This is a genomic window from Pseudomonas sp. LB3P58, assembly GCF_054897895.1.
The window spans coordinates 1,183,271-1,201,403 of record NZ_JBUBVE010000001.1 but is presented as its reverse complement, the minus strand read 5'-3'; the positions used below and the strand labels follow the sequence as shown (position 1 = coordinate 1,201,403).

The following is an 18,133-nucleotide window of genomic DNA, read 5'->3' as shown; positions in this document are numbered from 1 at the left end:
CAGGCCCTCTTAAATCTCGGGCTCATCAACACCGCTGTACATATCCGAATCTTTATACAAATCATGCACATGGCGCACCAGCACCATGATCACCGCCGCCACCGGCAGTGCCAGCAGCACGCCGGTAAATCCGAACAGCTCGCCCCCCGCCAGAATCGCGAAGATCACCGCCACCGGGTGCAGACCGATCCGGTCCCCCACCAGCAATGGCGTCAGCACCATGCCTTCCAGCGCCTGCCCTACCATGAACACCGCGACGATCCCGATCATGGGATACAGATCGCCACCGAACTGGAACAACCCGGCAATCAAAGCCGCACCGATCCCGATAACGAACCCCATATACGGCACGATTGCCGCCAGACCGGCAATCAACCCGATCAACAGCCCCAGCTCCAACCCTACCAACATCAGGCCGGCCGCGTAGATCACACCCAACGCCACCATCACCAGCAACTGCCCGCGCACGAATGCACCCAGCACTTCATGGCATTCACCCGCCAGGATTACAACGCGCTCTTCGCGATCACGGGGCAGCAGACCGCGGATCTTGGCCATCATCAGGTCCCAGTCTCGCAGCAGGTAGAAACTCACCACAGGGATCAGCACCAGATTCGCCAGCCAACCAATCAGCGCCAGCCCGGAAGCCGTTGCCTGACTCAGCACAACACCGACAATGTCAGAGGTCTGACCCATGTGCTCGCTGATTGCTGCCTTGAGCTTGTCGAATTTCCAGAAATTATCCGAGAGTCCGAATTTCGATTGCGCCCACGGCAGTGCGGTGTGCTGCAACCAGTCGAGCATCTGCGGCATCAGTTCGTACAAACGAAACAACTGCTTGGCGAGCATCGGCACCAACACCAACAGCAGTGTCGTGAAGATCAAGGTAAACAGCGCAAACACCGCCACCACGCCCCAAGTCCGAGACAGACCGGCCTTTTCCAGCCGATCCACCAATGGATCGAACAGATAAGCCAACAGCAGCGCCACCAGAAACGGCGTCAGGATCGGATGCAACAGCCAGACAAACACGCAGAGCAGAACCACCCCACCCAACCAGAACCAACGCCGCGTATCGGCCATGTACAACTCCATATGCATCTATATAAAGAAAGAAAACCGTTACCAACGGAATCGCAACTGCGGCACAGGTGCCGGAGTCGGCGCTACTAGCGGTGCCGAACCCTCGGCCGGCTGAGCCGGTGCGACTGGCGCCGGCGCTTCACCGGCCGGAACCTCCTGCAACCTGGCCAGCGACAATTGCGCCTTCAACTGTTCGGCGCTGCCATTGACCCGGTAGAGAATCCGGTCGCCGTCGACACTTTGCAGACGCGCACCAAACGGCTCCAGCAAACGCCCAAGCACCGCGTAGTGCTCCAGATTCATGCCCTGGACTTCGAGCAATTGTTCGCCCGAAGCACCCGGTTTGACGACAAAGCGAGGCGCCAGCCGCTCACTGACCGCCAGCATCACCGCATCGGCCACCGCGGCCTGATCCGCACCCTCTACGCTGCCCGCCTCCTTCTTGTCGCCCAGCCACAAATGCCACTTGGCCTGCCATTGGCCGCCCTCTTCACGAGCATGCACCGCGAGCAAGGCGTCAGCGCTGTAACGCTCCGATACCCCGCGCAGTGGCGTCGCGTCCGTACCTTCCAGGTTCGGTGCCGTGGCGACAATCTGCTCACTCAGATCTGCCAGCGGCAGACGCAGCGGCAAACCACGGTGTTGCGCTGCTCGACGCAGCGGTGCAGCACTGGCCTGGCCATCACCGACAAGGCTCGAACCCTCGGTGGAATCGTTCAGCCACCAGCCGAGGATCGAAGGCCGGTTCGCCCCCCACAACGACAGCCCGGCACGGCGCAACGCTTGCTCGGTGGTGGCCGGGTCGAAATCGACCTTCAGCACTTCCGGCGGGCCAGCGTCAAAGCCGTACTGACTGATGATTTGCTGCGGGTCCTTGCGCAATGCCGCCAACCCCGGACTTTGCGCAGCCTTGGGATCACCGGTCAGACGCAACACCAGCGTATCCAGCGCTTGCTGGGTCGCTTGATCGCGCACCTCAGGGGTTTGACCACTGACAGGCTGACGCACCTGATACAGGTTTTTGACGGTTTCGGCATGACTCGCCAGGCTGACCAATGACAAACAGCCCGCAAACAAAAATCTAGAAAAAAAGCGCATGGAGGATTCCTGACGACAAGAGCGGCTGGAACAGGCCGCGTGAACCGGATTGAGCAAGGCTGTGACCACGCCCCCAAGCAAAACATTCACCCGACCCCGGCAAGTTTTTGCACTGTCATAACGATAGACACTTAATAGGGATACCTTATACAGCCATGAAGGAGACGACCAACACGGGCAATGAAGGTTTTTTTAAGCTGATATGCCCCTGCCGTCGGCCTGAGGATGGCCGCTGCCCCTCAAGCCTGATAAAATCGCGCGCCTTCGCAGACCGGCAACAGCCGGGCACCCTGAAATATGCGCTTGGCAATCGCCTTCGTCAGTTTCGGTGGTCCCACTGGACTCGGTCGTTACCCCTGAATCCCCCCTAAAGGCCTGGATCATGAGCAAGCAACCCTCCCTGAGCTACAAGGACGCCGGTGTAGACATCGACGCCGGTGAAGCATTGGTCGAACGCATCAAGAGCGTCGCCAAGCGCACTGCGCGCCCGGAAGTCATGGGCGGCCTGGGCGGTTTCGGCGCCCTCTGCGAAATCCCGGCCGGCTACAAACAGCCTGTGCTGGTTTCCGGTACTGACGGCGTTGGCACCAAGCTGCGCCTGGCACTGAACCTGAACAAACACGACAGCATCGGCATCGACCTGGTTGCCATGTGCGTGAACGACCTGGTGGTCTGCGGCGCCGAGCCGCTGTTCTTCCTCGACTACTACGCCACCGGCAAACTCAACGTCGAAACCGCGACCCAGGTCGTGACCGGCATTGGCGCTGGCTGTGAATTGTCCGGCTGCTCCCTGGTCGGCGGCGAAACCGCTGAAATGCCAGGCATGTACGAAGGCGAAGACTACGACCTGGCCGGCTTCTGCGTCGGCGTCGTGGAAAAATCCGAAATCATCGACGGTTCCAAAGTCGCTGCCGGCGATGCCCTGCTCGCCCTGCCGTCTTCCGGCCCGCACTCCAACGGCTACTCGCTGATCCGCAAGATCATCGAAGTGTCCGGTGCCGACATCGAAAACATCCAGCTCGACGGCAAACCGCTGACCGACCTGCTGATGGCCCCGACCCGTATCTATGTGAAGCCGCTGCTCAAGCTGATCAAGGAAACCGGCGCCGTCAAAGCCATGGCCCACATCACCGGTGGTGGCCTGCTGGACAACATCCCGCGCGTTCTGCCAAAAGGCGCACAAGCCGTGGTTGACGTTGCGAGCTGGACCCGTCCTGCCGTATTCGACTGGCTGCAAGAGAAAGGCAACGTCGACGAAAACGAAATGCACCGCGTGCTGAACTGCGGCGTGGGCATGGTCATCTGCGTTGCTCAAGAGCACGTTGAAACCGCGCTGAACGTCCTGCGTGAAGCCGGCGAGCAGCCTTGGGTCATCGGTCAGATCTCCACCGCTGCCGAAGGCGCGGCTCAGGTTGAACTGAAGAACCTCAAGGCTCATTGATGTCCCAGACCTGTGATGTGGTGGTGCTGTTGTCCGGCACCGGCAGTAACTTGCAGGCCTTGATCGACAGCACGCGGACCGGCGACAGCCCGGTCCGCATCGCTGCGGTGGTTTCCAACCGCGCCGACGCTTACGGCCTGCAACGCGCCAGGGACGCGGGCATCGACACCCGCACCCTGGATCACAAGGCTTTCGAAGGCCGCGAGGCCTTCGATGCCGCGCTGATCGAACAGATCGACGCGTTCAACCCCAAACTCGTGGTACTGGCCGGTTTCATGCGCATTCTCAGCGCTGACTTCGTGCGCCACTACGCGGGTCGCCTGCTCAACATCCATCCCTCGCTGCTACCCAAATACAAAGGGTTACACACGCATCAGCGCGCGCTGGAGGCCGGCGACACCGAGCACGGCTGCTCCGTGCACTTCGTCACCGAGGAACTCGATGGCGGACCACTGGTCGTACAGGCAGTAATACCGGTAGAGTTGCACGATTCGCCGCAGAGTCTTGCGCAGCGAGTTCATACCCAGGAACACCTGATCTACCCGCTGGCTGTACGCTGGTTTGCCGAAGGTCGTTTATCACTCGGCGAGCAAGGTGCTTTACTGGATGGAAAGTTACTCGCGGCCAGCGGCCACTTGATTCGAACCTAGGAGATTTTATGCGTCGCGCCCTGCTCTTCGCTTGCGCTCTGCTCGCACTGCCATTTGCGCAGGCTGCAGAACTTCAACCTTTCTCCGCCAGCTACACCGCTGACTGGAAGCAGTTGCCCATGAGCGGCACCGCTGAACGCAGCCTGACCAAGCAAGCCAACGGCGCCTGGAAGCTCAGCTTCAAGGCCTCGATGATGATCGCCAGCCTGACCGAAGAAAGCACCCTGACGCTGGACAAGGACACCTTGCTGCCGCAGTCCTACCACTTCGAACGTGGCGGCCTGGGCAAAGCCAAGAAGGCTGACCTGGATTTCGACTGGACCAACAAAATGATCACCGGGACCGATCGCGGTGACCCGGTCAAGATCCCGCTCAACCGTGGCATGGTCGACAAATCCACTTATCAGCTGGCCCTGCAGCACGACGTGGCCGCGGGCAAGAAAAGCATGAGCTACCAGGTCGTCGACGCTGGCGAAGTCGACACCTATGACTTCCGCGTGCTGGGTTCGGAAAAGGTCGACACCAAAGCTGGCCAGATCGATGCGATCAAGGTCGAGCGCGTGCGCGACCCGACACAAAGCAAGCGCATCACCGTCCTGTGGTTCGCCAAGGACTGGGATTACCTGCTGGTTCGTCTGCAACAGGTTGAAACCGACGGCAAGGAGTACAACATCATGCTCCTCGACGGTACGGTCAACGGCAAGGCTGTCAAAGGCAGCTGATCCGCCCCGACACAAAAAATCCGGAATCCGATAAGGGTTCCGGATTTTTTTTGCCTGTTGAAATTCAGATCCGCGCCAGCGCCTGTCCAAGGTCGGCGCGCAGGTCTTCGACATCCTCGACCCCCACGGACAACCGCACCAGCGCATCGCCGATGCCGAGTTGCGCACGAGTATCCGCTGGGATGCTGGCGTGGGTCATGATCGCCGGGTGCTCGATCAGGCTTTCCACCCCGCCCAGGCTCTCGGCCAAGGCAAAGATCCGCACACTCTCAAGGAAACGCGTGGCGCCGGCCAGGTCGCTGTTCAGGTCGAGGGATATCATCCCGCCGAAACCGCGCATCTGCCGCTGCGCCAGGTCGTGCTGCGGGTGCGACGGCAGGCCCGGATAATAGACGCGCGCCACCTGCGGCTGACGCTCCAGCCATTGCGCCAGGTCCAGCGCATTGTTGCAGTGGCGTTCCATGCGCAGCGCCAGGGTCTTCACGCCGCGCAGGGTGAGGAAAGCGTCGAACGGCCCGGCGATCGCGCCTACCGCGTTCTGCAGGAAGCCCAGACGCTCCGCCAGGTCTGCGTTTTGTCCGACCACCGCGATGCCGCCGATCACGTCGGAGTGGCCGTTCAGGTACTTGGTGGTCGAGTGCAGCACAATGTCGAAGCCCAGCTCCAACGGGCGCTGTATCCACGGGCTGGCAAAGGTGTTGTCGGCCACACAAATGATGCCGCGCTGGCGGCAGATGCGCGCGATGGCAACGAGGTCGGTGAGGCGCAGCAAAGGATTGCTCGGCGTCTCGACCATGACCATCCGCGTGTCGTCCTGCAGCGCCGCTTCGAAGGCCGACACATCAGTCAGGTCAACGAAGCTGAAGCGATGCCCGGCGCTGCGCCGGCGCACCTTGTCGAACAGTCGGAAAGTACCGCCGTACAGGTCGTTGCCGGAGACGATGTGCGAATCAGCATCGAGCAATTCGAGCACGGTGGAAATCGTCGCCAGCCCGGAGGCGAACGCGAAGGCCTGGGTGCCGCCTTCGAGGTCCGCAACGCAACGCTCCAGCGCAAAGCGCGTCGGGTTGTGCGAGCGCCCGTAGTCGAAGCCCTTGTGCACACCGGGGCTCTGCTGCAAATAGGTGGAGTTGGCGTAAATCGGCGGCATCAGCGCCCCGGTGGTAGGGTCGGGCGTTTGCCCGGCATGGATCACACGGGTGGCGAAGGCACGTGGCACAGCGTTTTCATCGTGTTGACTCATGTAAGGGATCTCCGTAAGTGAATGAGCATGTCGACTCGAGTAATCAAGCCGTAGAAGCCCGAAGCGTCGGCGATGATCGCCACCAGCCCACGATCGAGCTCCGCCCGTAGTTCAGCCAGACTGGCGCCTGGAGGCAGGGTTTGCAGCTTATCGGTCATCGCGCTGGCCACGCTCGCGCGAAAGTGCGAAGCCTCTTCTTGCATGCCCAGCAGAATGTCGGATTCGTCGATCACGCCGACCAGCCGCTGCCCGCCCTCCAGCACCGGCAGTTGCGACACATCGGCCAGGCGCATGCGCTGGAACGCGGTGAGCAGCGTATCGTCCGGGCCCACGCTGATCACCCGGCCATCCTCGAAGCGCCGTGAGATCAGGTCGCGCAGATCGCCGTAATGTTTGTACTGCAGCAGGCCCTGATCGTTCATCCACTGGTCGTTATAGACCTTCGACAGGTAGCGTGTGCCGGTGTCACAGACGAAGCTGACAACCCGCTTCGGCTCGGTCTGCTCGCGGCAGTAACGTAGCGCCGCCGCCAGCAGTGTGCCGGTCGAAGAGCCGCCGAGTATGCCTTCGGCGCGCAGCAGTTGGCGGGCATGATCGAAGCTTTCCTCGTCGCTGATCGAGTAGGCGTGGCGCACGCTGGACAGGTCGGCAATCGACGGAATGAAGTCCTCGCCGATGCCTTCCACCGCCCAGGAGCCGGGCGTGCTCATGGTGCCGCTGCGGCTGTATTCGGCCATCACCGAGCCGACCGGATCGGCCAGCACCATGACCAGGTCCGGTTGCACGCGGCGAAAGAAGCGGGTCAGCCCGGTCAGCGTACCGGCCGAGCCAACGCCGACGACGATGGCGTCCAGGTCATGCTGAGTCTGCGCCCAGATTTCCGGCGCGGTGCTGCATTCGTGGGCCAGCGGGTTGGCCGGGTTGTTGAATTGATCGGCGAAGAAAGCGTCGGGAATTTCCAGCGCCAGCCGCGCCGCAACGTCCTGGTAGTAATCGGGATGACCCTTGCCGACGTCGGAGCGGGTGATGTGCACCTCGGCGCCCATCGCCTTGAGGTGCAAAACCTTCTCGGTGGACATCTTGTCCGGCACCACCAACACCACTCGGTAACCCTTGGCTCGGCCGACCAGCGCCAGGCCAAGGCCGGTATTGCCGGCGGTGGCTTCGACGATGGTGCCGCCGGGTCGCAGGCTGCCATCGCGCTCGGCGGCGTCGATCATCGCCAGGCCGATGCGATCCTTGATCGAGCCGCCGGGGTTCTGCGATTCAAGCTTGAGGAACAGCGTGCACGGGCCGGTATCGAAACGGCTGACGCGCACCAGCGGCGTATTGCCGATCAGTTCGAGTACGGCGGGTCGGGAGTCGGTGGGCATGTCGTCACCTCGCTACGCAAATCAGCACTGGATGGACAGCAACCGACGGCGAGTCATCGCGCGCCAGTCGCGGCAAAGTATCGCTTGGACCATAGGCCGGGATGGCGCCACCCGCAACCTTGCACAGCCAGCCGGTAGCGTCGCCGGAACGACAAAACCGCTCGGCGTTCAGACCGAGAACCGCGCCACCATCGTATTCAGATCGACCGCCAACCGAGACAGCTCCTGGCTCGCGGCACTGGTTTGATTAGCCCCGGCCGACGTCTGCAACGCCAGATCGCGAATGTTCATCAGGTTGCGATCCACCTCGCGCGCGACAGCCGCTTGTTCCTCTGAAGCGCTGGCGATCACCAGGTTGCGCTCATTGATCAGGGTAAACGCCGTGGCGATTTCCTCCAGTGCCGTGCCCGCTGCTTTCGCCACTTCCAGGGTCGAACGCGCGCGCGTGTTGCTCTGCTGCATCGAACTGACCGCAGCATCGGTGCCTTTCTGGATGCCGGAGATCATCTGCTCGATTTCCTGGGTCGATTGCTGCGTCCGGTGCGCCAGCGCCCGCACTTCATCGGCCACCACCGCAAACCCGCGCCCGGCACTCCCGGCCCGCGCCGCTTCGATGGCCGCGTTCAGGGCCAGCAAGTTGGTCTGTTCGGCAATCGAGCGAATCACATCCAGGACTTTGCTGATGCCATAAACTTTCTGCGCCAAGTCCTCGACCTGGGTTGCATTGGCCGTGACATCGTCGGCCAGGGATTCGATGGACAACACGGTCTGATGCACCTGCTCGCGACCATGCTGGGCGATCCGGTCGGATTCCCGAGAGGCTTCGGATGTGGCCACCGCATTGCTCGCGACCTCCTCCACCGCCGCGGTCATCTGATTCACCGCCGTGGCGGCCTGGTCGATTTCCAGGCTCTGCTGATGCAGGCCCCGGGTGGCTTCTTCGGTCACACAACTGAGTTCTTCCGAGGCCGAGGCCAATTGGCTGGATGAGTCGGAAATATGCCGCAGGGTTTCGCGCAAACTCCCCTGCATGCTCTTGAGCGCCTGCAACAGCCGCGCCGGCTCGTCCTTGCCGGTGACGCTGATATCACCGGTGAGATCGCCGCCAGCCACCCCTTCAGCCACCTTCAACGATTGGGAAAGCGGCACGACGATGCTGCGGGTCAGCAGCAGCGCCAGGCCGATGGTCATCAGCGCCGTCAGGCCAATCATCACCCCGACCCAGACCCGCGATTGGCTGAACACCTGGCGCCCCGCCTCCGTCGCCAGGTTGGCGTTGTGCTTGTTCAGTTCGATCAATGCGTTGAGGGTGACGGTAATTTCATCGGCCAACGGACTCATCTCGCCATTGAGGATAGCGGCCGCCTCTTCCACCCGTCCCTGAGAAGACAGCGTCATCACCTGAGTCTGGAACTGCAGGTAGTGTTGCTCCGAGGCTTTGAAGCGGTCGAACAGCACACGTTCTTCGGGCAGCACGATCAGCGCGTCATAACGCTGCTGAGGCTCACCGAGGTTGCCTTTGAGCTCATTGAGTTTGCTGACGTTTTGCACCAGGGCCTGCGGGTCGCGATTGATCAGCAGACGCATGGTCAATGCCCGCAGCCGCAGCATGTCCTGATTCATCTCCCCGACCGCCATCACGCTGGGCAGCCAGTTGTCATCGACCTGATCGGACTGCGCGCGCATGTTCGACATTTGCAGCAGGGCGAACGCCCCCAATCCAAACACCATCAACGCCAGCAGGCCAAAACCCAGGCCCGCACGCGGCGCAATATTGAGACTTCTGATACTCATTGCTCTGGTTCCTTCCAAAAGCGCTGCATCAATCCTGCAGCGGGTTGCCTTAGAAGGTATCGGCCCTGAGAGATTTTGCGTAAGACGAAAAAGTGATATCAAAACGCCTTACTACTTCGATCGTCGGGCGGTAACGATTCAGCGCTCAGGAATGGGCGCGCAAGAAAGTGGAACGCGTAACTGGAGGAGTGCTCTATACCTTCAAGGTCTTTTTTGATCGAATGACTTTTCCTGTTACCTGCGAGGTTTCCCATGACTGTCACCGTCAACACCGTCTCCGCCGAAGGTTTTCGTCACAGCGTACAGATCGATGACCATCAACTCTTTGCCGACGTACCGACACTCTCCGGCGGCGAAGGCTCGGCGCCCGAGCCACACGATTACTTCGACGCGGCCCTCGGCGCCTGCAAGGCCCTGACCCTGAAGATGTACGCGAAGAAAAAAGACATCCCGCTGACCGGTGTCACGGTCGAGGTCAAACGTGACAACAGCGAAGAGCAGAAAGGCAAATATGCCCTGCACGTCAAACTGACACTCAAAGGTGTACTCACCGACGCCCAGCGCGACGAGCTGCACCGCGTGGCCGACCGTTGCCCGGTCCACAAGTTGATGACCACCACCGACGTCAGTATCGAAACGCACCTGTCTGAAGGTGCCTTCAGCCAATAGCGGCAAGGGCTGCGCAAGCGGGTTATGCTCCATGCATTACCCGCTCAGCCTGGAATGCAGCATGAACACTCCGCTCGTGATCCGCCCCCGCGCCGAAGATGTCGAAGGCCAGCCGATTCTTCGCCCCCTGCCGTCAGCCAAATGCCGCAGCGTCGGGCCTTTCGTGTTTTTCGACCACATGCTCGAAACCCGTTACGAGGCGGGAAAAGGCATGAACATCCGTCAGCATCCGCACATTGGTCTGTCGACCCTCACGTACTTGTTCGAAGGAAAAATCCAGCACAAGGACAGCCTCGGCTCCGATCAGGTGGTGGACGCCGGTGATGTCAGCTGGATGACGGCGGGCAGCGCGATTGCCCACGTCGAGCGCACGCCTGAGGCGTTGAAGGACAGCGGTTTCACGATGCATGGTTTGCAGATTTGGCTGGCCTCACCAAAAGATAAAGAGCACGGTCCCGGACACTACAGCCACCATCCGGCGGCCACGCTACCGGTCAGCGATAATCTGGGGGTGAAGATCCGGATGATTGCCGGGTCAGGCTTTTGCCTGGAATCACCGGTCCCGGTGCTTTCTCCTACCTTGTATGCCGAATTGAACCTGCAAACGGCGACCACATTGCTGATTCCAACCGAGCATGAAGAGCGGGCGTTGTATGTGCTGGACGGCGAGGTGCAACTGGATGGCGAGTTGATAGAACCGCATTCGCTGGTGGTGTTGCCGGTCGGGGAAGAGATGACGCTGTTCGCTGAAAGCGACTGTCATGCCGTGCTGTTTGGTGGAGCGCCGCTGGATGGGCCGCGGCGGATCAACTGGAATTTTGTGGCGAGCGATCCGGCGTTGATCGATGAAGCGCGGCGACGCTGGGCGGCCGGGGATTGGCCGACGGTGCCGGGGGAAAGCGAAAGGATCGAACTACCTTAGTTCTTGGTTGGTAATGACACCGCCATCGCGAGCAAGCTCGCTCCCACAGGGGAATGCATTCCAAAAATGTGGGAGCGAGCTTGCTCGCGATGAGGCCAGCCCAAACAACAAGAGTGTCAGGGCAAAAACTGCTATCAGCCTATAAACACTTCATCCAGCAAGTTGTGCATCGAGGTAAACGCACGACTTGCCGTCTTCGCGTCATACATCATCATGCCCGGCACATTGGCGTGCGGATCGGTGAAGGAATGCACCGCGCCGCCATAGCTCAGCAGTTGCCAATCCACGCCCGCCGCGTTCATTTCATCTTCAAACGCCGGCAGTTGCTCTTTCGGCACCAATGGGTCGGATGCACCGTGCAGCACCAACACCGAACCTATGATGTTCCTGGCATCCGCCGGATTCGGCGAATCCAGCGTTCCATGGAACGACACCGCCGCTTTCACCGGCGCTCCGGTGCGCGCCAGATCCAGTGCGCAGCAGCCGCCAAAGCAGAAACCAAAGGTCGCCAGCTTCGAGGTATCGACCGCCGCTTCGTCCTGGATTTGCAGCTGATCGAACGCTGCTTGCATGCGTTTGCGCAACAACGGCCGGTCATGCTTGAGCGGCATCATGGCTGCACCCGCCTCGTCGCCGTTCTGCGGGCGGACCGACTGACCGTAGAGGTCCGCGATCAGCACCACATACCCCTTGGACGCCACAGACTTGGCGATCTCCTCGGCACCGGCGCTGACGCCCATCCAGTTCGGCGCCATCAACAGGCCGGGGCGTGGGCCCTTGTGGTCGGCATCGAACGCCAGACGGCTTTCATACGACTGGCCATCAATCTGATAAGCGACGGAACGAACAGTGATTTGGCTCATGATTAACTCCCAGTAAAAGACACCAGAATAAAAAAACCCGCCGAAGCGGGTTTTTGTACAACGCAGTTAAACCGACAGTTCAACCAGCAGCTTGTTGAGACGGCGCACGTAGGCGGCCGGGTCTTTCAAGCTGTCGCCGGCGGCCAGGGCCGCCTGATCGAAGAGAATGTGCGACAGGTCGCCGAAGCGTTCGTCGCTCTGCTCGTTGTCGAGTTTCTCGATCAGCGGGTGAGCCGGGTTGAATTCGAAGATCGGCTTCGATTCCGGAACCTTCTGACCGCTGGCTTCGAGGATCTGACGCATCTGCATGCCCAGGTCCTGCTCGCCGATGGCCAGAATCGCCGGGGAGTCGGTCAGACGGTGCGAAACCCGCACTTCAGCGACGGAATCGCCCAGTGCAGTTTTCAGACGCTCAACCAGACCTTCTTTGGACTTGGCGACTTCTTCCGCAGCTTTCTTGTCTTCTTCCGAATCCAGGTTGCCCAGGTCCAGGTCACCGCGCGCAACGTCGACAAAGCTCTTGCCGTCGAAGTCGCTGAGGTAGCTCATCAGCCACTCGTCGATGCGGTCGGTCAGCAGCAGCACTTCGATGCCTTTCTTGCGGAAGACTTCCAGGTGCGGGCTGTCTTTAACCGCTTCGAACTTCTCGCCGGTCAGGTAATAAATCTTGTCCTGACCTTCCTTGGCGCGAGCCAGGTATTCGGCCAGACCCACCACTTGCTCGCCTTCTTTACCGTTGGTCGATGCGAAACGCAGCAGGCCAGCGATTTTCTCTTTGTTGGCGAAGTCTTCTGCCGGGCCTTCTTTCATGACCTGGCCAAAGTTTTTCCAGAAGCTCTTGTATTGCTCAGGCTCGTTCTTCGCCAGCTTTTCCAGCATGTCGAGAACGCGCTTGGTCAGCGCCGACTTCATGGAATCGATGATCGGGTCTTTCTGCAGGATTTCCCGCGACACGTTCAGCGACAGGTCATTGGAATCGACCACGCCTTTGATGAAGCGCAGGTACAGCGGCAGGAATGACTCGGCCTGATCCATCACGAACACGCGCTGCACGTACAGCTTCAGGCCTTTCGGCGCTTCACGCTGGTACAAATCGAACGGAGCACGGGCCGGCACGTAGAGCAGCGAGCTGTATTCGAGCTTGCCTTCGACCTTGTTGTGGCTCCAGCTCAGCGGGTTCTCGAAGTCGTGAGCGACGTGTTTGTAGAACTCCTGGTATTCCTCGTCTTTCACTTCAGTGCGAGGGCGAGTCCACAGGGCGCTGGCGCGGTTGACGGTTTCCCATTCAACGGCCGGTTGCTCTTCGCCTTCAACGGCGGCCACTTCTTTCGGCAACTCGATCGGCAGAGCGATGTGGTCGGAGTACTTCTTGATGATGTTGCGCAGACGCCAGCCATCGGCGAATTCGTCTTCACCGGATTTCAGGTGCAGGACGATACGGGTGCCGCGCTCGGCTTTATCAACGGTGGCAACTTCAAAATCGCCTTCACCCTTGGACGACCAGTGCACGCCTTCGCTGGCCGCAGCACCGGCACGACGGCTGAACACGTCGACTTTATCGGCGACGATGAATGCAGAGTAGAAACCCACACCGAATTGACCGATCAGGTGCGAGTCTTTTTTCTGATCGCCGGAGAGATGTTTCATGAAATCGGCAGTGCCGGATTTGGCGATAGTCCCCAGGTGGGTGATCGCATCTTCACGGCTCATGCCGATGCCGTTGTCTTCGAGGGTGACGGTTTTAGCGTCCTTGTCGAAGCTCACACGGATTTTCAGTTCGGCGCCACCTTCCAGCAACTCAGGCTTGGACAGGGCTTCGAAACGTAATTTGTCGACAGCGTCAGAGGCGTTCGAGATCAATTCGCGAAGGAAAATTTCCTTGTTGGAATACAGCGAATGGATCATGAGGTGCAGCAGCTGCTTCACCTCGGTCTGGAAGCCCAGGGTTTCCTTTTGAGTTTCCACACTCATGGTCATCAAACTCCAATCAGATGGCAGTGGCCGCGACCTGAAGGGTCGGCGGCGGGTTGTCATCAAAGTTGGGGGCTGAGTTCAGGATTTCAAGGGCTCTTCAATTTTGAAATGAGCGCGGGCTGTGGCAATCGGTTCGGCTTCAGTGCTTTGCCAGGCCGTAATCGCAACGTTGGCCACCCGGCGACCCTGCCGGCACACCTGGCATCTGGCCCAGGTGTCGCGAAACTGCCCGGCGCGCAGATAGTCGAGGGAGAAATCGATGATCTTCGGCACACCCGGCGAACCGGTGAAAATCAGCAGGTGCAGCGCTGCGGACAGCTCCATGAACCCGGCAATCACCCCGCCATGGATCGCCGGCAATAAAGGGTTACCAATGTTGTCCTTGTTGGCCGGCAAACGAAACAGCAGGTCATCCCCCACCCGCGAACATTCGACGCCAATCAGTTTGGCGTAGGGAATCAGGTGCAGCAGCGAGGCGTAGTCGCCCTGCTCATGTGCCTGCTGAAGTTGTTCCTTGAAGGAATCGGTCATTTCGCACCTCCGGCGATGACGCCGCCAAAGCCTTTGGTGCCCTTGATGGCTTTGCCCATGCGCATGAAGGTGCCCACTACATGAGCGATGGGCTGCTCGGGATCGTCCTGATAGGCGAAACCGCGAGCAAAGATCACATCCGTGGTCACCCGGTAGCACTGGGCAAAACCGTAGACATCTTTATGCGGCTCGGCGGCGTGCATGTAGTCGATGCGCAGGTCGAGGGTCGGACAAACTTCGAACTCGGGCAGCACGCAAAGGGTGGACATGCCGCAAGCCGTGTCCATCAGCGAGGTCAGCGCCCCGCCATGAATAACGCCGGTTTGCGGGTTGCCAACAATTTGCGGACTGTACGGCAGGATGACCGTTAGCCCCTCACCGCTGGCGCTGTGAACCCGCAGCCCAAGTACCTGACAATGTCGCAGCGCTGATAGAAATCGTGTAGCGCGCTCAAAAACGGGGTTTTCGGCCATTTTGATAAAAACTCTTCTTAATGTTCAGGCAACGCACTAGGCGTTTTTAGTAAAAGTTCCCGTCGGAATAAACTTATATATCTGTATGAATTGAGGAACTTAACGCTATGGGTTGCGCTCGAAAGGCCAGTAGATAATATCCACCAGGAGAAACACCCCATGCGTAAGACTTTAGCTATTGCCTTGATGTTGACCGCTTCCCTCGGTCTCGCAGCCTGCGGTAAAAAATCCGAGGACAAAGCTCAAGATGCTAACCAACATGCCGAACAAGCTCAGCAAGACATGAGCAAAGCTCAGGATAAAGTGAACGACGCGGCGAAAGAAAACGCCGAAGCCGCCAAAGATCAGGCTGAATCGAACGAAGCAGCCACAAAAGAAGCACCTAAAAACTAAAACAGTTTTTAGCGTGATAAAGAAAACCCGCCAAGTGCGGGTTTTCTTTTGCCTGATGTTTTTGTTTGCAATGCAGGCGCTACAGCAAAATAGTTCTAAAAGTCGGACTAATCATCAGCAGCAACGAACACACTAGTCCGACGAACCATACCAGGCTCCGCTGCCAGGCCAGATCAACCCAATAGCACAGCAAATAAATGATTCGCGTGATCACAAAGATGATTGCCAGCAAGTCGATCAGCCACCCCGCCGTTTGCGTGGTGTGCGCCATCAACACCCCCACCGCGAACAGAATGAACGCCTCAAAACAGTTTTGATGAGCCGCCAACGCACGGGCACCAAAGTCAGTCAGTTGCGCCTGTTGCTGACGCGGCAGATGGTTGTCATAACCGCCCTGGTCATTCATCGCCCTGGCGACTGGAATCCTCGCCACATAAATCAGCAGTGCGCTGATAAATACACACCAGAACGGAATACTCATCAAACAGCCTCTTTAATCGCCTCGGGCAATGGCGCCTCTGTAGGTGTATAGACCATCACGTCGAGAACGTCGGAATGAAACTCCCGGCGATACAACACCAGCACCACGCCGGTACTCATCAACATGAACAACCACGGGCTGACGAACCAGGCCAGCATGGTCATGCCGAAATAGTAGGAGCGCAGTCCGAAGTTGAACTGGTTGGCAGCCATGGAGATGACACGGGCCGCCCGGGCAGCAAAGGCTTTGCGCTCTTGTTCGGAAACGTGACGCTCACCGACCATAGGCGCCGAGCCCACCAGAATGGCCGCAAAGTTGTACTGGCGCATGCACCAGCTGAACGTAAAGAACGCATAGACAAACACCAGCGCCAGGCACAGCAACTTGATTTCCGACATCCCCTGGGATGCCTGTTGCACCATCGGGATATCCGCCAACAACGACACCGCCCGTTCGGAGGCGCCGAGCACCGTGAGAATGCCGGCCAGGATAATCAGTGTGCTGGAGGCGAAGAACGAGGCGTTGCGCTCCAGGTTACCGATCACGCTGGCGTCAGCGATACGGTTGTCGCGCAACAGCATGCGGCGCATCCAGTCTTCGCGATAAAGGTGCAGCACGCTGGCCAGGCACGCGGTGTCGCGGCCCTTCCACGTCGCATAACGGGTGTAACCGCCCCAGCAGATGGCGAACCAGAGCGCGGCGAGGATGTGGATCATGTTGGCGTGGATGAACGACATGCAGGTCCTTGTGATGTTTGAACGGAATACCAAAACCCTGTGGGAGCGGGCTTGCTCGCGAAAGCGGTGGGTCAGTCGACATCAATGTTGAATGATAAGCCGTCTTCGCGAGCAAGCCCGCTCCCACATGAAATCTTCGCAGTGCTTCGACGTTAGCTTATGGAAAAAGACACTGCATCACCTCCAAAAAAAATGCCCCGTATCGATTGATACGGGGCATTTCCATGTGTGTTCACAGCCCGCTTGTGGCAGGCCATGAAGCAGCTTAAGCCAGTGCTTCTTCGCGCTTGCCCAGCATGCGATCGCAAACCACCGCGACGACCAGGGTCATGACCGACGGCACCAGCCAGGCCAGACCTTGTTCGCTCAGCGGCAGGTGAGACAACTGAGTCGGCATCCAGTCCGCCAGACCCGCGCCCTTGAGGGCGTCGATCAAACCGAAGATAAACGACACCAGCATCACCGGACCGACGATGCGGCCCTGCTCATGCCAGAAGTCCTTGCAGAAGCTCAGAGCGACCAGGGCAATGCACGGTGGGTAGATCGCGGTCAGCACCGGGATCGAGAACGCAATCAGCTTGGTGAGGCCCAGGTTGGACACCAGCAGGGAGAACGCGGCCAGGATGATGACCAATGTCTTGTAGGACAGCGGCAGCACACGGCTGAAGTATTCGGCGCAGGCGCAGGTCAGACCTACTGCTGTCACCAGACAGGCCAGGGAGATCAGCACCGCCAGAAAACCGCTGCCCAGAGAGCCGAAGGTGTGTTGCACGTAAGCGTGCAACACCGCTGCGCCGTTGGTGGCACCTGCGGCCACTTCATGGCTGCCCGAACCGAGACGGAACAGGCTGACGTAAACCAGCGCCAGACCCACGCCGGCAATCAGCCCGGCGATGATCGCGTAACGGGTAATCAGCACCGGCGACTCGACGCCGCGGGAGCGGATCGCATTGACGATGACAATGCCAAATACCAGTGCGCCCAGGGTATCCATGGTCAGGTAACCATTGATGAAGCCTTGGGAGAACGGTGCCGCCACGTATTCCGGGGTGGCCACACCGACATCACCGGCCGGCAAGGCAAACGCTGCGATGCCGAGCGCGGCCAGGGCGATGATCTTCAGCGGTGCAAGGAAACGTCCTACGGTATCCAGCAGACGACCCGGATAGAGCGAGATGAAGAACACCAGCAGGAAGTACACCGAGCTGTAGAGGAACAGCGCCAGCGGGCTCTCGCCGGTCAGCGGCGCCAAGCCGACTTCGAATGACACGGTGGCGGTGCGCGGTGTCGCGAACAGCGGGCCGACAGCGAGGTAGCACGCGGCCGCCAGCAGGCCACCGGCGACTTTGCCGATCGGGCTGCTCAAGGCATCCATGGCGCCACCGACCTTGGCCAGCGCGACAACGGTGATCACCGGCAGACCGACCGCGGTGATCAGGAAGCCCAGCGCCGCCATCCAGACATTTGGACCGGACTGCAGACCGACGATAGGCGGGAAGATGATGTTGCCAGCCCCGACAAACAGGGCAAACGTCATAAAACCAAGTGCCAGGATGTCCTGGCCTTTCAACACTTTCATTAAGGAAATACCACACTACTGAATCGGAATTTAGAGAGGGATTTCCCTGAGGGGTGAGGGAAATGCTGTCGGTCCGTATAGGACTGACCCGTTTAGCGCGTAGCAAC

General features: G+C 59.6%; 18 protein-coding genes and 1 pseudogene. 6 read left to right on the top strand and 13 right to left on the bottom strand.

The window, feature by feature from the left end:
• Window positions 1–9: 9 nt before the first annotated feature.
• Both ACYZTZ_RS05615 and ACYZTZ_RS05610 read right to left on the bottom strand, forming a co-directional pair.
• Window positions 10–1,083 carry an AI-2E family transporter gene (locus ACYZTZ_RS05615; protein ID WP_461997475.1) on the bottom strand — a complete coding sequence of 358 codons (1,074 nt, stop codon included), beginning with the start codon at window positions 1,081–1,083 and terminating at the stop codon, window positions 10–12.
• Between the two features lie 39 nt (window positions 1,084–1,122).
• Entirely contained in the window at window positions 1,123–2,181 is a 1,059-nt protein-coding gene (locus ACYZTZ_RS05610) for a DUF2066 domain-containing protein (protein WP_461997474.1), read from the bottom strand.
• 382 nt (window positions 2,182–2,563) lie between these two features.
• Between ACYZTZ_RS05610 and purM the strand changes: the two genes are divergently transcribed.
• Genes purM through ACYZTZ_RS05595 form a run of 3 tightly spaced genes read left to right on the top strand, consistent with a single transcriptional unit; the run spans window position 2,564 to window position 4,994 of the window.
• Window positions 2,564–3,622 (top strand): phosphoribosylformylglycinamidine cyclo-ligase, encoded by a 1,059-nt coding sequence (purM, locus tag ACYZTZ_RS05605; protein WP_008148639.1) that lies wholly within the window; start codon window positions 2,564–2,566, stop codon window positions 3,620–3,622.
• Window positions 3,622–4,272, top strand: coding sequence for a phosphoribosylglycinamide formyltransferase (gene purN, locus ACYZTZ_RS05600; RefSeq protein ID WP_056744018.1), 651 nt, complete (start codon window positions 3,622–3,624; stop codon window positions 4,270–4,272). Before purM ends, purN begins: the two co-directional genes overlap by 1 nt.
• 8 nt (window positions 4,273–4,280) lie before the next feature.
• Window positions 4,281–4,994 (top strand): DUF3108 domain-containing protein, encoded by a 714-nt coding sequence (locus ACYZTZ_RS05595; protein ID WP_461997473.1) that lies wholly within the window; start codon window positions 4,281–4,283, stop codon window positions 4,992–4,994.
• Window positions 4,995–5,058: 64 nt separating this feature from the next.
• Here ACYZTZ_RS05595 and ACYZTZ_RS05590 read toward each other — a convergent pair whose 3' ends face one another.
• From ACYZTZ_RS05590 to ACYZTZ_RS05575, 4 genes and pseudogenes are all read right to left on the bottom strand, one after another.
• A complete protein-coding gene (locus tag ACYZTZ_RS05590) occupies window positions 5,059–6,237 on the bottom strand; it encodes a trans-sulfuration enzyme family protein (RefSeq protein WP_461997472.1) in 1,179 nt (392 codons plus the stop codon).
• Window positions 6,234–7,610 (bottom strand): pyridoxal-phosphate dependent enzyme, encoded by a 1,377-nt coding sequence (locus ACYZTZ_RS05585; protein ID WP_046048028.1) that lies wholly within the window; start codon window positions 7,608–7,610, stop codon window positions 6,234–6,236. Before ACYZTZ_RS05585 ends, ACYZTZ_RS05590 begins: the two co-directional genes overlap by 4 nt.
• 168 nt (window positions 7,611–7,778) lie before the next feature.
• Window positions 7,779–8,822 carry a methyl-accepting chemotaxis protein gene (locus ACYZTZ_RS05580; RefSeq protein ID WP_462000643.1) on the bottom strand — a complete coding sequence of 348 codons (1,044 nt, stop codon included), beginning with the start codon at window positions 8,820–8,822 and terminating at the stop codon, window positions 7,779–7,781.
• Window positions 8,823–8,918: 96 nt separating this feature from the next.
• Window positions 8,919–9,341: pseudogene (locus ACYZTZ_RS05575) on the bottom strand (MCP four helix bundle domain-containing protein); the annotation flags it as partial.
• Between the two features lie 315 nt (window positions 9,342–9,656).
• On the opposite strand from ACYZTZ_RS05575, the gene ACYZTZ_RS05570 reads away from it, so the two are divergent.
• Together ACYZTZ_RS05570 and ACYZTZ_RS05565 are read left to right on the top strand one after the other, a co-directional pair.
• Window positions 9,657–10,073, top strand: a complete 417-nt coding sequence (locus ACYZTZ_RS05570) for an OsmC family protein (protein ID WP_046048029.1) — start codon at window positions 9,657–9,659, stop codon at window positions 10,071–10,073.
• A gap of 61 nt (window positions 10,074–10,134) precedes the next feature.
• Window positions 10,135–10,995: a pirin family protein gene (locus ACYZTZ_RS05565; protein WP_046048030.1), complete on the top strand. Its 861-nt coding sequence runs from the start codon at window positions 10,135–10,137 to the stop codon at window positions 10,993–10,995.
• Between the two features lie 134 nt (window positions 10,996–11,129).
• Here ACYZTZ_RS05565 and ACYZTZ_RS05560 read toward each other — a convergent pair whose 3' ends face one another.
• The 4 genes from ACYZTZ_RS05560 to ACYZTZ_RS05545 all read right to left on the bottom strand — a co-directional run bounded on the left by ACYZTZ_RS05560 (window position 11,130) and on the right by ACYZTZ_RS05545 (window position 14,836).
• A complete protein-coding gene (locus tag ACYZTZ_RS05560; protein ID WP_461997471.1) occupies window positions 11,130–11,858 on the bottom strand; it encodes a dienelactone hydrolase family protein in 729 nt (242 codons plus the stop codon).
• Between the two features lie 66 nt (window positions 11,859–11,924).
• Complete coding sequence (htpG, locus tag ACYZTZ_RS05555; RefSeq protein ID WP_056744671.1) at window positions 11,925–13,829, bottom strand: molecular chaperone HtpG; 1,905 nt, start codon at window positions 13,827–13,829, stop codon at window positions 11,925–11,927.
• 81 nt (window positions 13,830–13,910) lie between these two features.
• Entirely contained in the window at window positions 13,911–14,363 is a 453-nt protein-coding gene (locus ACYZTZ_RS05550; protein ID WP_046048032.1) for a PaaI family thioesterase, read from the bottom strand.
• Window positions 14,360–14,836: a PaaI family thioesterase gene (locus tag ACYZTZ_RS05545; RefSeq protein ID WP_461997470.1), complete on the bottom strand. Its 477-nt coding sequence runs from the start codon at window positions 14,834–14,836 to the stop codon at window positions 14,360–14,362. The genes ACYZTZ_RS05550 and ACYZTZ_RS05545 overlap by 4 nt, the downstream gene beginning before the upstream one ends.
• Window positions 14,837–14,995: 159 nt before the next feature.
• On the opposite strand from ACYZTZ_RS05545, the gene ACYZTZ_RS05540 reads away from it, so the two are divergent.
• Window positions 14,996–15,229: a hypothetical protein gene (locus ACYZTZ_RS05540; RefSeq protein ID WP_056744000.1), complete on the top strand. Its 234-nt coding sequence runs from the start codon at window positions 14,996–14,998 to the stop codon at window positions 15,227–15,229.
• Between the two features lie 79 nt (window positions 15,230–15,308).
• Here the strand turns inward: ACYZTZ_RS05540 and ACYZTZ_RS05535 are convergent, their stop codons facing one another.
• The 3 genes from ACYZTZ_RS05535 to brnQ all read right to left on the bottom strand — a co-directional run bounded on the left by ACYZTZ_RS05535 (window position 15,309) and on the right by brnQ (window position 18,026).
• Window positions 15,309–15,710, bottom strand: a complete 402-nt coding sequence (locus tag ACYZTZ_RS05535; protein WP_056743998.1) for an MAPEG family protein — start codon at window positions 15,708–15,710, stop codon at window positions 15,309–15,311.
• Entirely contained in the window at window positions 15,710–16,447 is a 738-nt protein-coding gene (locus ACYZTZ_RS05530; RefSeq protein WP_074874668.1) for a DUF599 domain-containing protein, read from the bottom strand. Before ACYZTZ_RS05530 ends, ACYZTZ_RS05535 begins: the two co-directional genes overlap by 1 nt.
• Window positions 16,448–16,712: 265 nt before the next feature.
• Window positions 16,713–18,026: a branched-chain amino acid transport system II carrier protein gene (brnQ, locus tag ACYZTZ_RS05525; protein ID WP_415770541.1), complete on the bottom strand. Its 1,314-nt coding sequence runs from the start codon at window positions 18,024–18,026 to the stop codon at window positions 16,713–16,715.
• Window positions 18,027–18,133: the final 107 nt, after the last annotated feature.

Bases quoted from the DNA above. Each gene is read 5' to 3' on its own strand.
- purM (WP_008148639.1), top strand. From the start codon at position 2,564: ATGAGCAAGCAACCCTCCCTGAGCTACAAGGACGCCGGTGTAGACATC.
- ACYZTZ_RS05565 (WP_046048030.1), top strand. From the start codon at position 10,135: ATGAACACTCCGCTCGTGATCCGCCCCCGCGCCGAAGATGTCGAAGGC.
- ACYZTZ_RS05560 (WP_461997471.1), bottom strand. From the start codon at position 11,858: ATGAGCCAAATCACTGTTCGTTCCGTCGCTTATCAGATTGATGGCCAG.
- ACYZTZ_RS05610 (WP_461997474.1), bottom strand. From the start codon at position 2,181: ATGCGCTTTTTTTCTAGATTTTTGTTTGCGGGCTGTTTGTCATTGGTC.
- ACYZTZ_RS05545 (WP_461997470.1), bottom strand. From the start codon at position 14,836: ATGGCCGAAAACCCCGTTTTTGAGCGCGCTACACGATTTCTATCAGCG.
- ACYZTZ_RS05570 (WP_046048029.1), top strand. From the start codon at position 9,657: ATGACTGTCACCGTCAACACCGTCTCCGCCGAAGGTTTTCGTCACAGC.
- ACYZTZ_RS05540 (WP_056744000.1), top strand. From the start codon at position 14,996: ATGCGTAAGACTTTAGCTATTGCCTTGATGTTGACCGCTTCCCTCGGT.
- ACYZTZ_RS05535 (WP_056743998.1), bottom strand. From the start codon at position 15,710: ATGAGTATTCCGTTCTGGTGTGTATTTATCAGCGCACTGCTGATTTAT.
- brnQ (WP_415770541.1), bottom strand. From the start codon at position 18,026: ATGAAAGTGTTGAAAGGCCAGGACATCCTGGCACTTGGTTTTATGACG.
- ACYZTZ_RS05615 (WP_461997475.1), bottom strand. From the start codon at position 1,083: ATGGCCGATACGCGGCGTTGGTTCTGGTTGGGTGGGGTGGTTCTGCTC.
- htpG (WP_056744671.1), bottom strand. From the start codon at position 13,829: ATGAGTGTGGAAACTCAAAAGGAAACCCTGGGCTTCCAGACCGAGGTG.
- ACYZTZ_RS05530 (WP_074874668.1), bottom strand. From the start codon at position 16,447: ATGTCGTTCATCCACGCCAACATGATCCACATCCTCGCCGCGCTCTGG.
- ACYZTZ_RS05595 (WP_461997473.1), top strand. From the start codon at position 4,281: ATGCGTCGCGCCCTGCTCTTCGCTTGCGCTCTGCTCGCACTGCCATTT.
- ACYZTZ_RS05585 (WP_046048028.1), bottom strand. From the start codon at position 7,610: ATGCCCACCGACTCCCGACCCGCCGTACTCGAACTGATCGGCAATACG.
- ACYZTZ_RS05590 (WP_461997472.1), bottom strand. From the start codon at position 6,237: ATGAGTCAACACGATGAAAACGCTGTGCCACGTGCCTTCGCCACCCGT.
- purN (WP_056744018.1), top strand. From the start codon at position 3,622: ATGTCCCAGACCTGTGATGTGGTGGTGCTGTTGTCCGGCACCGGCAGT.
- ACYZTZ_RS05580 (WP_462000643.1), bottom strand. From the start codon at position 8,822: ATGATTGGCCTGACGGCGCTGATGACCATCGGCCTGGCGCTGCTGCTG.
- ACYZTZ_RS05550 (WP_046048032.1), bottom strand. From the start codon at position 14,363: ATGACCGATTCCTTCAAGGAACAACTTCAGCAGGCACATGAGCAGGGC.